This is a genomic window from Aeromonas sp. s8 (assembly GCF_040907785.1).
Taxonomy (GTDB): domain Bacteria; phylum Pseudomonadota; class Gammaproteobacteria; order Enterobacterales; family Aeromonadaceae; genus Aeromonas; species Aeromonas veronii.
On record NZ_JBFOCL010000007.1, the window covers coordinates 1 to 18,645 of the forward strand.

General features: G+C 61.2%; 14 protein-coding genes and 2 tRNA genes. 7 read left to right on the forward strand and 9 right to left on the reverse strand.

The annotated features are described in order from the left end of the window. Window positions 1-7: 7 nt before the first annotated feature. Window positions 8-84 (reverse strand) — tRNA-Met (locus AB5Y86_RS00810). A 93-nt stretch (window positions 85-177) separates the two neighbouring features. After that, window positions 178-254: transfer RNA gene (locus AB5Y86_RS00815), tRNA-Met, on the reverse strand. A gap of 196 nt (window positions 255-450) precedes the next feature. On the opposite strand from AB5Y86_RS00815, the gene glgX reads away from it, so the two are divergent. Next, the gene (gene glgX / locus AB5Y86_RS00820) at window positions 451-2,514 is read left to right on the forward strand and encodes a glycogen debranching protein GlgX (protein WP_158112503.1); all 2,064 of its coding nucleotides are present in this window, start codon (window positions 451-453) and stop codon (window positions 2,512-2,514) included. A 94-nt stretch (window positions 2,515-2,608) separates the two neighbouring features. Here the strand turns inward: glgX and AB5Y86_RS00825 are convergent, their stop codons facing one another. The 3 genes from AB5Y86_RS00825 to AB5Y86_RS00835 form a co-directional block, all read right to left on the reverse strand. Next, window positions 2,609-3,328, reverse strand: a complete 720-nt coding sequence (locus AB5Y86_RS00825) for a hypothetical protein (protein WP_088868835.1) — start codon at window positions 3,326-3,328, stop codon at window positions 2,609-2,611. 185 nt (window positions 3,329-3,513) lie between these two features. Further along, a complete protein-coding gene (locus tag AB5Y86_RS00830) occupies window positions 3,514-5,151 on the reverse strand; it encodes an ATP-dependent endonuclease (RefSeq protein ID WP_005333463.1) in 1,638 nt (545 codons plus the stop codon). 262 nt (window positions 5,152-5,413) lie between these two features. After that, on the reverse strand, window positions 5,414-6,292 hold the full coding sequence (locus AB5Y86_RS00835) for a helix-turn-helix domain-containing protein (protein WP_005333465.1): 879 nt from the start codon (window positions 6,290-6,292) through the stop codon (window positions 5,414-5,416). 168 nt (window positions 6,293-6,460) lie between these two features. Between AB5Y86_RS00835 and AB5Y86_RS00840 the strand changes: the two genes are divergently transcribed. Then, window positions 6,461-7,378 (forward strand): DMT family transporter, encoded by a 918-nt coding sequence (locus AB5Y86_RS00840; protein WP_058056901.1) that lies wholly within the window; start codon window positions 6,461-6,463, stop codon window positions 7,376-7,378. A 69-nt stretch (window positions 7,379-7,447) separates the two neighbouring features. Continuing rightward, complete coding sequence (locus AB5Y86_RS00845; RefSeq protein WP_368191769.1) at window positions 7,448-8,314, forward strand: LysR family transcriptional regulator; 867 nt, start codon at window positions 7,448-7,450, stop codon at window positions 8,312-8,314. Between the two features lie 76 nt (window positions 8,315-8,390). On the opposite strand, the gene AB5Y86_RS00850 is transcribed toward AB5Y86_RS00845, so the two are convergent. The 4 genes from AB5Y86_RS00850 to AB5Y86_RS00865 all read right to left on the reverse strand — a co-directional run bounded on the left by AB5Y86_RS00850 (window position 8,391) and on the right by AB5Y86_RS00865 (window position 13,309). After that, window positions 8,391-9,167, reverse strand: coding sequence for a TSUP family transporter (locus tag AB5Y86_RS00850; RefSeq protein WP_005333472.1), 777 nt, complete (start codon window positions 9,165-9,167; stop codon window positions 8,391-8,393). 200 nt (window positions 9,168-9,367) lie between these two features. Further along, window positions 9,368-10,123, reverse strand: coding sequence for a tRNA-uridine aminocarboxypropyltransferase (locus tag AB5Y86_RS00855; protein ID WP_368191771.1), 756 nt, complete (start codon window positions 10,121-10,123; stop codon window positions 9,368-9,370). A 174-nt stretch (window positions 10,124-10,297) separates the two neighbouring features. Next, entirely contained in the window at window positions 10,298-11,509 is a 1,212-nt protein-coding gene (locus AB5Y86_RS00860) for an ROK family protein (RefSeq protein ID WP_042055876.1), read from the reverse strand. Between the two features lie 132 nt (window positions 11,510-11,641). Then, complete coding sequence (locus tag AB5Y86_RS00865) at window positions 11,642-13,309, reverse strand: methyl-accepting chemotaxis protein (RefSeq protein WP_100645734.1); 1,668 nt, start codon at window positions 13,307-13,309, stop codon at window positions 11,642-11,644. A 123-nt stretch (window positions 13,310-13,432) separates the two neighbouring features. Between AB5Y86_RS00865 and AB5Y86_RS00870 the strand changes: the two genes are divergently transcribed. From AB5Y86_RS00870 to glpC, 4 genes are all read left to right on the forward strand, one after another. Beyond that, on the forward strand, window positions 13,433-13,888 hold the full coding sequence (locus AB5Y86_RS00870) for a YchJ family protein (RefSeq protein WP_113739968.1): 456 nt from the start codon (window positions 13,433-13,435) through the stop codon (window positions 13,886-13,888). Window positions 13,889-14,129: 241 nt separating this feature from the next. After that, complete coding sequence (gene glpA, locus AB5Y86_RS00875; RefSeq protein WP_368191773.1) at window positions 14,130-15,803, forward strand: anaerobic glycerol-3-phosphate dehydrogenase subunit A; 1,674 nt, start codon at window positions 14,130-14,132, stop codon at window positions 15,801-15,803. Beyond that, window positions 15,793-17,058: a glycerol-3-phosphate dehydrogenase subunit GlpB gene (gene glpB / locus AB5Y86_RS00880; protein ID WP_005361049.1), complete on the forward strand. Its 1,266-nt coding sequence runs from the start codon at window positions 15,793-15,795 to the stop codon at window positions 17,056-17,058. Before glpA ends, glpB begins: the two co-directional genes overlap by 11 nt. A gap of 51 nt (window positions 17,059-17,109) precedes the next feature. Further along, the gene (gene glpC, locus AB5Y86_RS00885; RefSeq protein ID WP_040069181.1) at window positions 17,110-18,312 is read left to right on the forward strand and encodes an anaerobic glycerol-3-phosphate dehydrogenase subunit GlpC; all 1,203 of its coding nucleotides are present in this window, start codon (window positions 17,110-17,112) and stop codon (window positions 18,310-18,312) included. Window positions 18,313-18,645: the final 333 nt, after the last annotated feature.

An 18,645-nucleotide genomic window follows, 5' to 3' on the forward strand; every position in this document is an offset into this window, starting at 1 on the left:
AAAGAGTTGGTTGCGGGGGCCGGATTTGAACCGACGACCTTCGGGTTATGAGCCCGACGAGCTACCGAGCTGCTCCACCCCGCGTCCGAATTGTCTCGAAGTGGCTGAGCAGTAGCCAGTTCGATTTCTCCTTTTCCACCAACCGGTTACACCGGCTTGACTGGTCAGGATCTCAGATGGTTGCGGGGGCCAGATTTGAACTGACGACCTTCGGGTTATGAGCCCGACGAGCTACCGGGCTGCTCCACCCCGCGTCTGAGGTCGCCAATAATAGGCGCCAGCGCACAGATTGCAAGTAAATATCTCAAAAAAAGTTTATTCGTAGATTAATCGGACAAATAGTGCGGTCATTAGCAGCATCATGCTGTTTTTTCAGGCAATCGAGTCCTTGCCAGGCATCCGGCACTACACTCAATAAGGTGAACACTCCTCATTTTGGGTAGGTAGAATATGCGCATCTCCGCCGGTCACTGCCGTCAGTTGGGGGCCACACCCGACAGTAACGGCGTCAACTTTGCGATCTGGGCACGCCTCGCCAGCCGGGTCGAACTGCTGCTCTTCGCAAGCGCAGACGATGCGACCCCCGAGGTGATCCCCCTCTCCCCGCGCCTTAACCGCACCGCCTACTACTGGCATATCCATGTGGAGGGGATCTCGGTCGGGCAGCGTTACGCCTATCGCATTCAGGGCCCATGGCGCCCATATGGCGGCACCCGCTTCGATGCCGAGAAGGTGTTGCTCGACCCTTACGGCCGCAGCATCGAGCTTGGCGCCAATTACGATCGATGGGCGGCGGCCCGTCCAGGCAGCAATCTGGCTTGTTGCGCCAAGAACAAGGTGGTCGATACTCGCCACTATGACTGGGAAGGAGACAAACTGCCCGCTCACTCCCTCTCCCGCTCGGTGATCTACGAACTGCATCTGGGGGGCTTTACCAAGTCCCCGAGCTCCGGGGTCGATCCGGCGCTGCGTGGCACCTATCTCGGATTGATTGAGAAGATCCCCTACCTGCAATCTCTCGGTGTCACCGCCGTCGAGCTGCTGCCGGTGTTCCAGTTCGATCCTCAGGATGCGCCCAAAGGCCTCTCCAACTACTGGGGTTACAGCCCCATGTCCTTTTTCGCCCCCCACGCCCAATACGCCTGCGGCGATGATCCGCTGACCGAGTTTCGCGACATGGTCAAGGCGCTGCACAAGGCCAATATCGAGGTGATCCTGGACGTGGTTTACAACCACACCGCCGAAGGGGGAGATGATGGCCCCACCTTCTCGTTTCGCGGCATCGACAACGAGGCCTACTACATCCTCGACAACAACCAGAAGGACACCAACTATTCGGGCTGCGGCAACACCTTCAACGGCGCCCATCCGGTGGTGCTGCGGATGATCATGGACAGCCTCCACTTCTGGCGTCAGGAGATGCACGTCGATGGCTTTCGGTTTGATCTGGCCGCCATTCTGTCGCGGGATGAATCGGGTCAGCCGCAGGCCAATGCGCCGACCCTGCGCACCATAGATACCGACCCCAACATCGCCGACATCAAGCTGATTGCCGAAGCCTGGGATGCGGGGGGACTCTATCAGGTGGGTTCACTGGCCGGCGCCCGCTGGCGTGAGTGGAACGGCCAGTTCCGGGATGATGTGCGCCGCTTTCTGCGCGGGGATGACAACAGCGTCACCGCCTTTGTCGAGCGGCTCTGCGGCAGCCCCGACATCTACCACTACCACCACGCCGATCCCGAGAAGAGCATCAACTTCGTTACCTGCCACGACGGTTTTACCCTGTGGGACTGGGCCAGTTACAACAGCAAGCACAACGAGGCCAACGGGGAGGAGAACCGTGACGGCTGCGATCACAATTTCAGCTGGAACCACGGCCACGAAGGGGTAACGGAAGATCCCCAGATCAACGCCCTGCGGATGCGTCAGGCCAAAAACATGATGGTGGCGACCCTGCTCTCGGTGGGCTCCCCCATGCTGCTGATGGGGGATGAGCTGCTGCGCACCCAGCGGGGTAACAACAACGGCTACTGCCAGGACAATGCCACCTGCTGGATGAACTGGCTGCCCAATGCCCGCAGTCAGGAGATGTTCCGCTTTATGAAGGAGCTGATCCAGTACCGCAAACACCTGTTCCAGCGCCCGGAGCAGGAGAGCATGCCGCTGTCGCTCACCGAGATCCTGCGCCACAGCGAGATCTGCTGGCACGGGGTCAACGCCGAGCAACCGGATTTCAGCCCCCACTCCCACGCCATCGCCATGTCGGCGCTGTCGAGCGAAACCAAGCTGGCGCTCTATGTGCTGTTCAACGCCTACTGGGAGCCCCTCACCTTCAACCTGCCGAGCCCGCCAAAGGGGGTCGGCGGCTACTGGCGGCGGATCCTCGATACCGCCCTCCCCTCGCCGCAGGATATCTGCACCTTTGGCATGCCGCTGGAGGGGCTGACCCGGGAGTATCTGGCCCAGCCGCGCAGCAGTTGCCTCTTTATCTGCGGGGCCGACGATTTCTATTGATCGATTGCTGTGAATTGATAGCAGCGATACCTGCAAGCCAGATATGCAAAAGCCCCGAGTGTTGGCTCGGGGCTTGCTCTTTTCAGCGCCAGTGTCAGATCAGCTGGTGCAACACGCTGGTAGCGGCGATCTGGGCGATGAGCAGGCCACACAGGGAGGTGGAGACCACCACTGGCGCTGTATCACGCTGCAAGTAGAGTGGGCTGAACCAGAGCAGCAGAGAGGCCACCAGCAGCGCTGCCTGGGTCACCACCGCCGGGATCAGGGCATCGAGATTGGCCTCACCCCCTTGCCAGCCCACCAGCACTGCCAGCCAGACAAGGCTGGCCATCGCCCCCACCAGACCGGCCAGCGGCAACAGGGTGTTGAATGCCTTGAGACGATGACGGGCCCGCAGCAGCATCAGGTGGGCAAAGGCCGCCCCCAGCATCGCCATCTGCAGCAGACCGCTCACCCAGCCCTGCAGTTGCAACAGCCCGATGCCATAGAGAGCGAGCGGCAACGCCGGTAGCCAGAGCAGTGTCGAGGGGACTGAACGCTTGCCCTCCAGCCGTGACTGGGCCAGCGACAAGCCAACCCCGAGCACCAGTGCAGCCCCACCACTCCAGATGAGCCAGCTGGCCGCCTTGGCCTCGACCGCCAGCATCAGAGAGAGAGCGGTAATAACCCAGATGGAGAAGAGCTGCTGACTGATGCGCGAGCGCTGGCCAGGGCAGATATCACCGCGCCACAGCACGATACCGAGGGCGATCAGGGCGCCAAGCGCCATCAATCCGGTGAGGGGAAAGAGCCAAAAAGGGAGTTGGACGAACACGACGCCTCCAGCAGTAAAGATTCGAGGTGCGCCACCGGGGCGCCAGAGAGGGGCGAGTATACCCAAACCGGCGGCTATCCCCAATCGCGGGCAAACAATCAGGGGCAATTTGCCGCCAGCAGGGCCCACCTTGAGGGGCGCCCTGCTGGCAGCCATGTCCATAGGGACGGAATACGGCGCTGGCGTTAGCCCTGACCGCGGGCCAGCGCCACCACCCGGGCAAACATCTGGCGGATCACCGGCGGAATATGCTCGGCGCCGAGCCGCTCCGCCTCTTCCACCACCGCCAGCGCCATTCCCGGCTTGCTGCGGTGATGGATCGCCTTGTTGATGATGTGACTGGCGCTCCACATGGCGCGCCCTCCCACCCCGGCCTCGCGACGAAACACTGCTTCAAAACCGTTGTGATAGAGGTAGTGCTCAATGTCGGCGGCAGGGAGCTGGGTCAGTCGGTCCCGCTCCCGCTCTCCCTTGAGCTGGCCACGGGCCGAGGTGGCATACTTGAGCCCCGCCTCGTCGCCATCGGTCAGCAGGTGCCACTCGATGCCAAAATCCCGCGCCACCTTGATGAGCGGCGACTGACCGCACTGGGCAAACTCGATGATCCGCACCCCTTCGGCCCGCAGACTGTAACCGCAGATCTGGGCCAGCTCGGAGAGCAGCCAGATCTCGGTCTCCCCCTCCACCAGCAGCCAGCAACGGGCAAACAGCGACATGGGGCGGTTGATCCGCACGTGGAAGGCGATCTTGCGCAGATCGTCGCTGCTGTAACGCTCGCCCCCCAGCTGGTGACAGAGGATATCCTGCTGACGGCGCACCAACCGCCGCACCTGATTGAGCGGCAGGGAAGAGAGCAGATCTCCCGAGTTGGTGGTGAGCAGCTTCTGACCCGGCAGTTGTTCCAGTAGCCCCCACGCCAGTGCCAGCATAGTCGGGTGCAGCCGGCTCTCCGGGTCCTCCAGGATCATGATGGGGCGAGCCCCCTCCTCCAGCTCCCGGTTGCCCCGCGCTTGCAGCAGGGTAGCCGCCATCCCCGCCATCGCCAACTGCAGCGCACGGTTATCGGCGCGGCGCAGCAGGGTATGCAGGTTGCCAGGATTGCGCAACGTCATGGGACGATTGATGATGTCGCGCTGACTGCGCGGCTTGTTCTTGATGGGGGCCAGGGCGTTGAAGTAGTGATCCATCAGCTGGCGCACCGCCTGCAACGCCTCTTTGAGCTCCGGCTCGCCGATCCTCTGGGGTTCGTCGATCAGCTTGTCCGCCAGCTCGCTCAAGCGATGCTCGGAGAGATCTCCCCACTGCAATGTCTCCACTCCGTTGCGAGCGGTACGGGCGTCCCGCAGCCGGAACACCGGGTTCATGGTGATGAGCATGCAGACAAGCTCGTGGGTATTGGCGATGGGCAAGCTCTTGCCTACCCCGTCGAGAAAGTCGTGAATGGTGAGCACAGATCCATCCGCCTGCAGCTCGGCGCTGGCGCGATAGTGAATGCGGTGGAATTTGTCCTTGTGCAGCACCCAAGAGGGGCAAAGACGGGCCAGCCGACGGGAGTGCTGACACATCTGGGGTCTGTGCTCACTGAAGGTAAGCACCAGTTGCAGGTGGCGCGCCGGGGCCAATTCGGGATCTTCCGGTTGGTGAAAATCCTCGGCGGTGAACTGATAGGGCTCGGCATCCTGCCCCAGCAGACACCAGAGGGCGCGCAGCAGGCTCGATTTACCCCAGGTATTCTCACCGATCAGCACTGTGGTCTGATCCAGCCCGAGCGACAGGCGATTTATACCGCGAAAACCTTTGACTTCAATACGTTCCAGAAACATCCAGCCATGTCCACATCATTGTGATGGGGCAATAGTGGCAAAGTTACCGGAAAAATCCTATCGCAGGCGGGGCTTTTTCAACGTGAACTGTGAGGCACTGCAGGTTCGGGAGGGGTAACAACAGCGGTGCGATCTTGCGGGGCATTCCAGTGGCTGAACCAGAGATGACGGGTACGGATTTGACGTTTGCGATAATTCAATGGGCATTCCTTTCAATGGATAAGTGGTAGAGAGTACACCTCTTTTGCCCAAAGTCTCAGGGTTATCTGTGACGAGAAGATGACAATTGCGCCCGCCACTGCCCCGGCGTCAAACCAAACGCCTCGCGAAAACGATTGCCGAAATGGGCCTGGGAAGAGAAGCCACACTGACTGGCGATACTGGCCAGCGGCTCGGGGCCGGCCAACAGCTGCTTGGCCCGTTTGAGCCGCAGCCCCAGCAGATAGCGGTGGGGCGGGCAGCCGAGACTCTGGCCGAACATGCGGGCAAAGTGATACTCGCTCAGCCCCGCCTGCTGGGCCAGCTCTGCCAGCGTGACCGAATCGGCCAGATGGGCCTGCAGATACTCCTGCACCCGTTTGATCACCACGGGCGCCAGCCCGCCGCGTAGAGGCGGCAGACCGGGAGCCTCCTCGGTGTGGTGGCGATAGGCGTGGAGGATCAACATCCAGGCGCCGTGGGAGAGTGCCAACCGATCGACCCCGTGCTGCCACTGCAGTTGCATCAACTGGCGCTGCACAAGCCCGGCCGCCTGCGGATCGTCGATAAAGGTCTTGTCCACCAGTTGCAGGTGGCGCCCCTCCTTGTCACACACCTCCTCGGCGATACGGGTGAGGTGAGCCGGGGTGAAGTAAAGATGAAAGAAGCGAAACTCTTCGCGCACCAGCCACTCGGATCTGTGGTGATCCGGCATGATGCACACCTTGCCGGTGCCACCGTGGCCACCCGGCCCATCGAGTCGCTCGGTCTGCTCGCCTCCTTGCAGATAGACGCTCAGGGTGTGGTGGCCCGGCTTGTGATAGCGGGTCTGGTCATAGCAGTTGCGCCAACTGGCGACGCCAAGCCCGGGTTCGAGCCAGCAGGCGTCCTCCAGCCGGGCGCCGGTGCTGACCAGTGCATCAAATACCCCTGCTGTTTTCATTCGCCCCTGCCGCCTGTTCCGGTGTACATGTTATGCCGCTGCCATCCATCTTACCGACCGCGCCCGCAGATGACAGCGCAGGGCGATGAAAAACCGCAAGATGGTGCAATCCAGCCATCAGGGCTCGCCCCATAGTGGGTCATCTCTCCCTGACTCACCGGAACTGTGATGAATCTGATGCTCTATCTTGCCACCGTGCTTATCTGGGGCAGCACCTGGATTGCCATCGCCTGGCAACTTGGCCCCATCCCCATCGAGGTGTCGGTGCTCTATCGCTTCCTGCTGGCAGCGGTGGCACTGTTTGCACTGCTCACCGCCAGCGGCCGCTTTCCGCGCCTGCCGTGGCATGGCCAGCGCTATGCGGCGCTGCTCGGCGCCCTGCTCTTTTCCACCAACTTTCTCTGCTTCTACCACGCCACACGCTATATCCCGAGCGGCATGTCGGCGGTGATCTTCGCCAGTGCCAGCATCTTCAACGGCCTCAACCTCTGGCTGTTCGAGAACAAGCGCCCCACCCTGCGCTGGTTGCAAGGCTCCTTGCTGGGGCTCTTTGGCACCCTGTTACTGTTCTGGCCGGTGCTGGCAGATGCGCAACTGGGTGCAAACGGCTGGAAGGGGCTGCTGCTCGCCTGCGGCGGCACCCTCTGCTTTTCGCTGGGCAATCTGGTCTCGGCACGAGGCCAACGCCACGGCTATCACGTACTGCAACTGGTGCCCTGGGGCATGGTTTACGGCGTGGTGCTGTTGCTGGGCTGGGTCACATTGCTCGGGCAGCAACTGGTGGTGCCGACCGATGGCCACTATCTGGCGGCCATGGTCTACCTCGCCCTGTTTGGCTCGGTGATCGCCTTTACCGCCTACCTGACCCTAGTGGGGCGCATCGGTGCCAGCAAGGCCTCCTACGCCACCGTGCTCTTTCCGTTGGTGGCGCTTACCCTATCTACCTTCTATGAAGGCTTTGTCTGGCAGCCGGTCTCGGTGGCCGGAGTGGTGATCAGCCTGATCGGCAATCTGGTGATCTTCGCACCGCCCTTAAGCGAGTGGCGCATTCGACCGGCCAAGGCAGCAAACGACCCTTGCTCCTGAACCAGTCAGCCCCTAAGGTAGCGCTGATCAATCTGTGACGATCCTGATGGTGATAAACAAGGGGGCGAGATGTTACTGGAAGGGCTGGAGACGCTGAGCCTACTGGCAAGTGAAGGAACCATGGCCAAGGTGGCCAGTCGCCTCTATATCAGCCAGTCGGCAGTGAGCAAGCGGATTGCCCAGCTGGAGCAGCGCCTCGGCAAGAAGCTGATCGAGCCGGAGGGGCGCCAGATCCGGCTCACCCCGCAGGCCCATGAGCTGCTGCAGCGAGTGGCCCCGAGTCTGGCCGAAATGAAAGGGGTGCTTGCCGATAGTCAGGATCTGGCGGATCAGAGCCCCCTCCCCATCGCCTGCTCCGAAACCCTGCTGGCGGGTTATCTCGCCCACTTTATGCGCGACTATCTGGAGCGCGATCCCCACCTTGCCCTCTCTACCCACCACACTCCGGTCATTCTGGCGCGGGTGCGCAGCGGTGATGCCCTGCTCGGCATCTGCGCCGGTCGGCTCCCACCCGGCCATGGCCTCGGCGCCGATCTGCTACTGGAAGAGCCCTTCTATCTGGTTGGCGAGGCGCAGCAGAGCCTGCCGCCAGCCAGCGCAGAAAGCAGGCGCAAGATCCTCACCATGGATCTGGAGAACCCCTCCAACCGCTACCTGCGCGAACCGCTGGCTGATTTGGGGCTGGAGCCCGCCATGGAGCTCGACTCCTATCTGGCGCTCATCGAACTCGCCAAGGCAGGTATTGGCCCTGTACTGCTCCCCGCTGGCCTGTTGGGGCTGGTGGGAGAACAGGGGGAGATGGCCCGCCCACTGCCCGGACTGGGCCGCCCCCTGCATCTGGTCTACCGGCCAAACAGCCTAAAGCGCGAGCGCATTGCCAGGCTGGTGAGCGCCCTGCAGCAACACTTTCGCCACTGCAGCGACACACCGCGCTAGCGCTGTAAAACACCAGATATGACAACGGGGCCCGAGGGCCCCATTAACAATTGCGATGCGGCAAGCAAGGCGCACATCAGATCCAGGCAAACAGCTCCGGATACTGGCTCCACACCAGCTTGGCGGACATCAGCAAGGAGACGGTCACCAGTAGCGGCTTGATCAGCTTCACCCCTTTTTTCAGCACCATCTTGGAGCCAAAGCGGGCGCCGATAAACTGCCCCAACGCCATGCAAAAACCGACACTCCACACCACCTTGCCACCAAGAGCAAAGAACAGCAGGGAAGCGATATTCGAGGTGAAGTTGAGCAGCTTGGTGTGGGCGGTGGCGCGCGCCATGCCAAAGCCTGCCAGCGCCACGAAACCGATGGCAAAGAATGAACCGGTCCCCGGCCCGAAGAAGCCGTCATAGAAGCCGACCCCGCCCCCCACCAGCAGCGCAAACAGCATGGGAGTCAGACGGCGGGAGCTCTCGGCATCGCTTACCCGCGGTGAGAAGTAGAAGTAGCAGGCAAAGGCCATCAGCAGGAAAGGGAGCAGGCGCTCGAGAATGGCGGCATCTATGGTCTGCACCGCCAGCGTGCCGATGGCCGCACCGATAAAGGTGCAGATCACCGCAGGCCAGATCATGGCCCACTCCAGCAGCCCCTTGCGGGCATAGAACCAGGTGGCAGAGAAGGAGCCAAAACTGCTCTGCAGCTTGTTGGTGCCAAGCACCAGCGCGGGGGGCATGCCGGTGGCCAGCAGAGCAGGCACCGTCAACAGGCCGCCGCCACCAGCGATGGCATCGATAAAGCCGGCGACAAGCGCCACACCGAACAGGGCAAACAGGGTAACCAGTTCCAATTCCATCCATAGACCTCACGAGAGTGGGTTGCCCGAAGGGTCGAGCAACCAGAGATAACCAAAACGACGTTGTGCGGGGGGGCTGCACAGGCTGTCCGCTATCCTAACGGGCCACTGACCATGAATCTAACGAAACAGTGGCAGCCAATTGATTCCTGATTTTCATTGATTTGAGCTGTCAGGCCCCTGCCCCCTCAGAGGGCCAGTTAGCAAGCCGGTGAAGCGACGTTCGCTTCCTTGATCGCCGCCAGTGCCTCACAGAGATGCTCCTCATCGGCACCGGGGAAACGGCTGACCCGCCCGGCCATATAGCGGCTGCTGAACAGATTGAACCAGTACTGCAGTGCCTGCCCCGCCTTGAGCTCTCCCGCCACTTCCAGCACACAGGCCGCCACTTCGGCGGTGCAAAGGTACTCGTCGCAGTTGGCCACCCGCATGCCGTAGGTGGAGAGCGTATCGGGTTTGATGGCGAGCACCGGAAAACCGTCCAGATAGGGGCTCTTGTTGAACATCTTGCGCGCCTCCGGCCAGGTGCCGTCGAGCAGGATAAAGAGCGGTTTTTTACCCGGTGCCAACGTCACCTCGCCGGTCAGGCGGGCAGGCTCCTTCTCGCAAGCGGGAAAGACTACATAGGGCTGCCAGGCGGGATCGGCCAGCAGGGCCAGCAGCTCGGGATGGGGCTGGGTGCGCGACCAGAGAAACGCCCAGGTGGAATCCGGTAACACATCGGCGATGAGGCGACCGGTGTTGGAGGGCTTCATCGGCTCGCTGTCATACATCAGCAGGCAGAAACCGGCCTCCGCTTTGAGCTCGGGGCGCCACTCGCAGGCACACCAATCCTCGCGCAGCTGACAGGCCGGACAGCGGGCCAGGGTGCCGCCACGGGCAAGAAACGGTCGGGTAGAGATACTCTTGCGCCAGGCCCGCAGGCGGTTGACGGCGTGATCAGGAACAGGCTTCATCTAGGTTCACAACTGGAGTCAAAACAGGAACGGCAGCGGTGCCAACATGTCATGGCGCCACAGGGCGCGATAACAGGGGGACTGCCGGAAAAGCGCAAGATTGTACCCAGTTACGCGCTGGCGGAACAGCAATCCCTGCCCCTTTCGCCAGACACAGTGCCAACTCCTATTGCCTTACGACTCCTGACAGCTGCGCAGCAGCTCCAGCAACAGGCTGCCATCGCGCAGTGCCTTGTGCACCTGCACCGAAGTGGGCTTGGTGGGATCTTCGTAGAAGTGGGTGGATTCAATCTGCAGCCGCACCAGATATTCGGCTGGCAACTGGCTGGCCAGCGACTGGTGCAGCATGGGGAACAGCAGCCGATCGGCACGGGTGATTTCCCCCCCCAGCAGCAGCTTGCCCGGATTGAGCAGACAGATGAGATTGGAGAGCACCTTGGAGAGGCGGCCCGCCGCCTGATGGAGAATATCCTGACAAAGGCCGTTGCCTGCCAGCGCCAGCTCGCACAGCTCGCGAATGGTGACGCTCTCGGGCAAGTCGTGCTCCTGCATCCGCTCGCGCAAATCCCGGTATTGCGCCTCCAACGCCTGATTGGTCACCAGGGTGCAGGCACAGCCAAAGCCGCCGCAGTAGCAGCGCTGGCCATAAGGTTCGAGCTGCAGGTGGCTGAGATCCCCGAGCAGTGCATTCTCGCTCTCGATGAGCTGGCCATTGACCACCATGCCAACACCGATGTCGTTGTGGACAAACACCAGCACCGCATCGGCGCAATTTTTGGCGGCCCCCCACTCCCGCTCGGCCTGGATCCAGGTGCGCACGTCACCGCTCACCAGCACAGGTACCGAGAACGCCTGTTGCAGAGTCGGGCCAAGGGGCCAGTTGCGCAGATCGTAGAAGGGGAAGTGCTTGACCATGCCGGAGTGGCGCTCTACCTGACCCGGCAGACAGAGGGCGATGCAGGCCAGACTGAGGGACTTTCTCGGCAAAAACACCTTGATGGCATGCACCAGACTGCCCAGCAGATCGGCGCGCTCCTCCTCGGTAAAGAGGTGGCGCTGGCGGGCCAGCGAACGGCCGGAAAAGTCAAACAGCGCCATATCCACGTAGCCACGGCCAAGACGCATGGAGAGAAACTGGAAGCGGCGCTCGTTGATGCGCAGCAAGGTCTGACGACGGCCGCGCCCCACTGAACTTTCACCACAGGTGACCACCAAACCGCCATCGAGCAGTTCCCTGGTGATCTTGGTGATACTGGCAGGCGAGAGGCCGGTCAGGCGGGAGAGATCGGTGCGCGACAGCTCCTTGTGCTCTTCCAGGCTGGCATAGACCAGGCCGTAGTTGAGCTGCCGGATCAAATCGATACTACCTTTCACGATCTCATTCATAGGGTATGGGGCAAAGGCTGAAAAAAAGAGGCTGGCAATTTTCACACATTATTGGTCAATCCCCAAATAAAGTGCGGCCTGAACCGGGGGTCAGGCCGCATCTTGTGGTTGCCGTCACGGACCATTGCAAGATCAATAACGGAATTGCGAGACCAGTTTGCGCAATTTGTCGCCGGTATTGGCCAGGTCGCGGGTGGTGCTGTTGGACTCTACCGCCGCACTGGTCAGCTCGCTGACAATCTGCTGAATGGCCACCAGGTTCTTGTTGATCTCCTCGGAGACCGCGTGCTGCTCCTCGGCGGCGGTGGCGATCTGGATGTTCATGTCGTTGATGGTACTGACCGCCATCACCATGCTGTCGAGGGAGCTGGCGATATGGCTCGCCTCCTGCACCGTCTCCTGGCTGCGATCCTCGCTCGCCTGCATCACCTCCACCGCCTGCTTCACCCCGCCCTGCAGACGTTGCAGCATCTCGTTGATCTCCTTGGTGCTCTGCTGGGTACGACCAGCCAGGGAACGCACTTCGTCCGCCACCACCGCAAAGCCCCGCCCCTGCTCACCGGCACGGGCCGCCTCAATGGCGGCGTTCAGCGCCAGCAGGTTGGTCTGCTCGGCAATGCCGCGAATGACCTCCACCACCGAGCCAATCTTGGCGGTCTCTTGCGCCAATTGCTCGATAACGCCGGAGGCAGTATGCACCTCCCCCACCAGCCGGTTGATACTGTTGATGGCCCCGCTCACCACCCCTCGGGCGGCGTCCGATTCACGGGCCGCATCGCTGGTTGCCGTCGCGGCATTGGAGGCACTGGCCGCCACCTCCTGCGCGGTGGAGCTCATTTCGGTCACCGCTGTGACCACCTGATCGGTCTCGCGACTGTGACCCTGCATCTGATGGTCATAGTGCTCGCTAAGATGGTGCAACTTGTCGACCGCGCTAAAGAGGTGGTTGCTGGTCTCGCCCACCTGACTCACCACCGACTGGATCCGCTCGACAAAGCGGTTGAAGGCGCTGGCCAGCTGGCCAATCTCGTCCTGACTCTGCACCTTGAGGCGCTGAGTCAGATCCCCGTCACCGTTGGCAATATCGTTCAATGCCAGCACCGCATCCGCCAACGGCTTGGTGACCCGGTTGCCCACAATAACGGTCGCCGCCAGGGTGATACCGAGGATCAACAGGATCACCAGCACACTGCTCTGCAACGAGGCATGCATGTTGCTCTCGCGCTCTGCCCGCAGGGCTGCCAGCTCGTTGTCAATATCATCGATATAAAAACCGGTGCCAATGGCCCACTGGTATTTGTCCAGCACCAGAGTAAAGGCCAGTTTGGGAGCATCGCGACCGATGGAGGGCTTGGCCGTCCAGTATTCGGTAAAACCATCCCCCTGACGGGCAGATTTAAGGATCTCCTGGATCAGCAATTTGCCCTTGGCATCCTTGTCGTTCCAGCGGTTTTTCCCCTCCAGCTCGGTACGCACCGGCAGCAGTATGGTGTTGCCCTCGAAGTCATAGACAAAGAAGTAGCCGTCACTGCTGTAACGCAGCGGCCTGAGCAACTCTTTGACCTTTTGACGATTTTCCGGTGAATCCGGCAGGGAATACACGGCATCGACGGCAGTTTTGGCCATCATGATGTAACTGCTGAGCAGCGCTTTACGCTCCTTGATGGCATTTTCCCTCGCCACCACCAGATCAGACTCCAGATCACTCTTGGAGACCATGTAGTTACTGAGATTGACCACCAGGGCCATCAACAGTACGGGGACTGCACCCAGTAACAGGATTTTCTGCTTTAGCGTCATCTTTCACATCCTTGCAGCTGTTTTTATTGGAATTCCTTGCTTACTCATCAGTATAGGTGCTGGCAGGGCGAGCCCAGCTTTCGTTACAATTCCCTTAAACAAATCGGCCAGAACGTGAAAATCATGAATCTTTGTCCTTGCGGCTCAACCCTTTCTCTCGAATTGTGCTGTGGCTCACGTCACAGTGGCGCAGTAGCTGACACCCCGGAACAGCTGATGCGCTCTCGCTACAGCGCTTTTGTGCTTGGTCTGGGGGAGTATCTGGTCCATAGCTGGCACCCGGCCCACCTTGGCGGCCTCACCGCCGAAGAGCTTTCACGCATCGACACCCGCTGGGACGGTCTCGAGATCATCGCCAGCCAGGGCGGCACGGAGGATGAAACCGGAATGGTGGAGTTCAAAGCCTGGTTTCTGGAGGGGGATGAGCGTCACTGCCTCCATGAGCGTTCCCGCTTCGTGCGTTATCAGGGGCGCTGGGTCTACACCGAGGGAGAGCAGGATCCGGCCCCCCTCAAAACCGGCCGCAACGATCCCTGCCCCTGTGGCAGCGGCAAAAAGCACAAGAAGTGCTGCGGCTGACGCATCACACACCCACCAGACTCGTCAAACAGTGACAAGGGGCATCCGATGCCCCTTTTTTGTGTCTGCCATTCGCCACCAGCCATCAACCGATGCGATAACAAGCGTGACAAATGTCACATAATGCTCATTAACGCGCGAGCAAATGAGCGTTTGCGAGCGCAAATTTGGCCCATATCAAACATTTTCACTCAGAAGTAGGCCACACTGGCCTCATCTGGAAGAGATGAGACGGGCAACAATGAAAAGAATAACTACACAAGTCGTCATCATAGGCGGCGGTGCCACAGGGGCCGGCATCATGCGCGATTGCGCACTGCGCGGCATCGACTGCATCCTGCTCGAGCGCGATGATATCGCCGCCGGCACCACCGGTCGCAACCACGGCCTGCTCCACTCCGGTGCCCGCTACGCGGTGACGGATCAGGAGTCCGCCCGCGAATGCATCCAGGAAAACCGCATCCTCAAGCGGATCGCCAGCCACTGTGTCGAGGACACGGGCGGCCTCTTCCTCACCCTGCCGGAAGATGACATCAATTTCCAAACCACCTTTATGGATGCCTGCGCCCTGGCCGGTATCGAAACCCGCCAGCTCGATCCCGGTGAAGCCCTGCGGCTCGAGCCCAACGCCAACCCGGCGATGATCGGCGCCATCCATGTGCCGGATGGTACGGTCGACCCGTTCCGCCTCGCCGCAGCCAACGTGCTGGACGCCAAAGAGCATGGCGCCCGCATTTTCACCCACTGCAAGGTACTGGGACTCTTGCGCACGCAAGATCGGGTGCACGGGGTCAAGGCCATCAACACCCGCACCGGCGAAGCGTTCGAGGTGGAGTGTCAGGAGGTGATCAACGCCGCTGGCATCTGGGGCCAGCAAATTTGCGAATACGCCGATCTCGGCATCCGCATGTTCCCGGCCAAGGGCTCCCTGCTCATCATGGATTACCGCATCAACCAGTTGGTGCTCAACCGCGCCCGCAAACCGGCGGATGCGGACATTCTGGTGCCGGGCGATACCATCTCCCTCATCGGTACCACCTCCAGTCGCATCGATTACAACAAGATTGACCAGCTCACCGTCGAACCCGAAGAGGTCGAGGTGCTGCTGCGCGAGGGGATCAAGCTCGCTCCCATCATGGCCCGCACCCGTCTGCTGCGCGCCTACGCCGGGGTGCGCCCGCTGGTAGCGGTGGACGGTGACGACACCGGCCGCAACATCAGCCGCGGTATCGTGCTGCTCGATCACGCCGAGCGCGACGGTCTCAAGGGCTTCAACACCATCACCGGCGGCAAGCTGATGACCTACCGCCTGATGGCGGAATGGGCCACCGATCTGCTGGCCAAGAAACTCGGCAACAGCAAGCCTTGCCAGACCGCCGAACTGAGCCTGCCCGGCTCGCGGGATCCGGAAAAGGTCTCCGCTCCCGGTCTCTCGGTGCCGGTCGAAGGCTCCGCCCAGTACCGCCACGGCGAGCGGGTCATCGCCTTCTTCCGTGACAACCCGAAAGCCAACGCCCTGATCTGCGAGTGCGAAATGGTCACCGCGGGCGAAATCGAATACGCCCTGCGCGAGCTGGATGTGGACAACCTCATCGATCTGCGCCGCCGCACCCGCCTCGGCATGGGCCCCTGCCAGGGCGAGCTCTGCGCCTACCGCGCCGCAGGTCTGATGCAGGAGTATGGCAAGGCTGACGGTCGTCAGGCCTGCGTCATGCTGCGCCAGTTCCTGGAGGAGCGTTACAAGGGCACCCGCCCCGTCCTGTGGGGCGATGCCCTGCGCGAGGCCGAGTTCACCTACTGGATCTACGAAGGGCTGTTTGGCCTGGGGGAGTGGACGACGCCGCAGCTGGTTGCCGATACCCCACGCGACCCAACCAGCGAGACCACTCACAAGGAGAGCCGTCATGAAGTTTGACAATATCGTTATCGGCGGTGGCATGGCGGGCCTCTCGGCTGCTCTGCGGCTGGTGGAGGCAGGACAGAAGACCCTGCTGATGGCCTCCGGCCAGAGTGCCCTGCACTTCTCCTCCGGCTCGGTCGATCTGCTCGAAAGCGAGGGGGATCCCCGCGCAGCCCTGCCAGCTTTTATGGCCGCCCATCCGGATCACCCCTACAGCAAGGTGGGGATGCAAAATATCGAGGCAAGTCTGGCCGATCTGCAGCGCCACTGTGCTGAGCAGGGGCTGCCGCTGGTGCGCCATGACACCAATCACCAGCGCCTGACCCCCATCGGCACCCTCAAGCGTACCTGGCTCTCCCCCGATACTTGCGCCTGCGTCACCGATGCACCGATCCCGGACGTGCTACTGCTGGCTACCCTCGAGGGCTTTCGCGACTTTCATCCGGCACTGGCGGCGGCCAATCTGGCGACCCATCCGCGCTTTGCCCACTGCCGCATTCTGACCGGCGAAATCCGCCTGCCCCAGCTGGCGGAATTCAGCCGCAATCCCCACGAGTTTCGCTCAGCCGACATCGCGCGCCTGTGTGACAAGCATCATCTGGTGGCCGATCTGGCCCGCGAGATCAGCCGCATGGTGCAGGAGAGCGGTGTACCCGGCTGCCGCCATATCGTGCTGCCCGCCTGCCTTTCGCTGGGGCTGGTTGGCCCGCGTCTGGCGGAGCTGGAACAGCGCACCGGCTGCACCATCAAGGAAGTGGCCACCATGCCGCCGTCTCTGATAGGTATGCGGATGCAGGAGGCGCTCAAGCGCCGCTTTATGGCCCTTGGCGGCACCTTCCTCACCAGCGAGCGGGTGCTGGGCGCCCGTTACGAAGGTGACCGGGTGGTCGGCGTACATACCCAGAATGGCGATGATCAGCTGTTCGAGGCGGACAACTTCGTGCTTGCCTCCGGCAGCTTCTTCAGCCGCGGGCTGGAATCCCGTCTGCGTGGCATTCGCGAGCCCATCTTCGATGCCGATGTGCTGAGTCTGGAGGAGCGTGACGCTTGGGCCGGTCGCCGCCTGTTCGATCACCACCCTTTCATGGGCTTCGGGGTCAAGACCGACGACAAGCTCAGAGTGCTGCGTGGCGGCAAGCCGCTCACCAACCTCTATGGCGCGGGCAGTGTCTTGGCCCATTACGACCCAATTCGTGAAGGTTCCGGCTCCGGCGTTGCCGTTGCCACCGGCTGGCAGGCTGCCGGCCATATTCTGGGCGCGGCCCAATGATTACTACGTCCCATATCCCGTGTCTTCATCATCGCCGGGAGGAGAACTGACATGCTACTGGATCACGCCAACCAAACTTTCGATCAGTGCATCAAATGCACCGTCTGTACCGCCTACTGCCCGGTGGCCAAGGCCAACCCCGCCTACCCCGGCCCGAAACAGGCGGGCCCGGATGGGGAGCGGCTGCGCATCAAAAGCCCCGAGCTCTTTGACAGCGCCCTCAAGCACTGCACCAACTGCAAACGCTGCGAAGTAGCCTGCCCGAGCGGGGTGCGCATCGGCGACATCATTGCCAAGGCCAAGCATCAGTACAGCGGTTTCAAACCGGGGATCCGCGAGTTCGTGCTCTCCCACACCGATCTGATGGGCAGCATGTCTACCCTGATGGCGCCGGTGGTCAACTTCACCACCGGCCTCAAGCCGATGAAACTGGTGCTGGACAAGGCGCTGGGGGTCTCATCCCACCGCGACCTGCCCAAATACTCTCAGGGCACCTTCCGCGGCTGGTACAAGAAGCAAAAAGAAGCTCAGGCCCGTTATGAGCGCCAAATCGCCTACTTCCACGGCTGCTACGTCAACTACAACCATCCTCAGCTTGGCAAGGAGCTGGTGCAGGTGCTCAACGCCATGAACATCGGCGTGCAGTTGCTGGAGCGGGAGAAGTGCTGTGGCGTGCCGCTCATTGCCAACGGCTTCATGGACAAGGCCAAGCAGCAGGCGGCCTTCAACATCAAGCAGATGGAGAACTCCCTGCTGGGCAACGAGATGCCGCTGCTGGCCACCTCCTCCACCTGCGGCTTTACCCTGCGCGATGAATATCCCCACCTGCTGGAGCAGGACAACCACAAGGTACGGGATCGCATCTCGCTGGTGACCCGCTTCCTGTGGAACGAGTTCTACAAGGGCAACAAACCGGCGATGAAGCCGCTCAATCTGCACATCGCCTACCACACCCCCTGCCACATGGAAAAAATGGGGGGCGTCATCTACACCCTCGAATTGCTGCGCGCCATTCCCGGGGTCAAGGTGACGGTGCTGGAGTCCCAGTGCTGCGGTATCGCTGGCACCTACGGCTTCAAGTCGGAGAACTACCAGACCAGCCAGACCATCGGCGAGGGGCTGTTTGATCAAATCAACCGCCTCTCCCCCGATCTGGTGATCACCGACTGCGAAACCTGCAAATGGCAGATCGAGATGAGCACCAGCTTCCGCTGCGAGCATCCCATTCATCTGCTGGCCCAGGCTCTGGCATAAGATGAGCGTGACCATATCCGCTGGTGTAAACCCCGAAGCCGGGGTATTCGTTGGTTCACCACCATGCCTTTGGGGCTGCAACCCAAACAGTATCTGATCACGATAAGACCTGAGAGGAGCCGGCATTGCCGGCTTCTCTCATTGATGTTGCCGACCATCTCGCCCATCGGCGGAACGCCCGGCCCGTACAGACTGTAACCGACAGCCCTCTCAAAAAAAGAATATTTATTCATTTATTATTTTTATACCCATAAATAGATAATTGATATGACAGATAACCCTGCATGCCTTGCCAAATAACACAGGCATACCTCAGGTGTCGCTCCGTCCCGC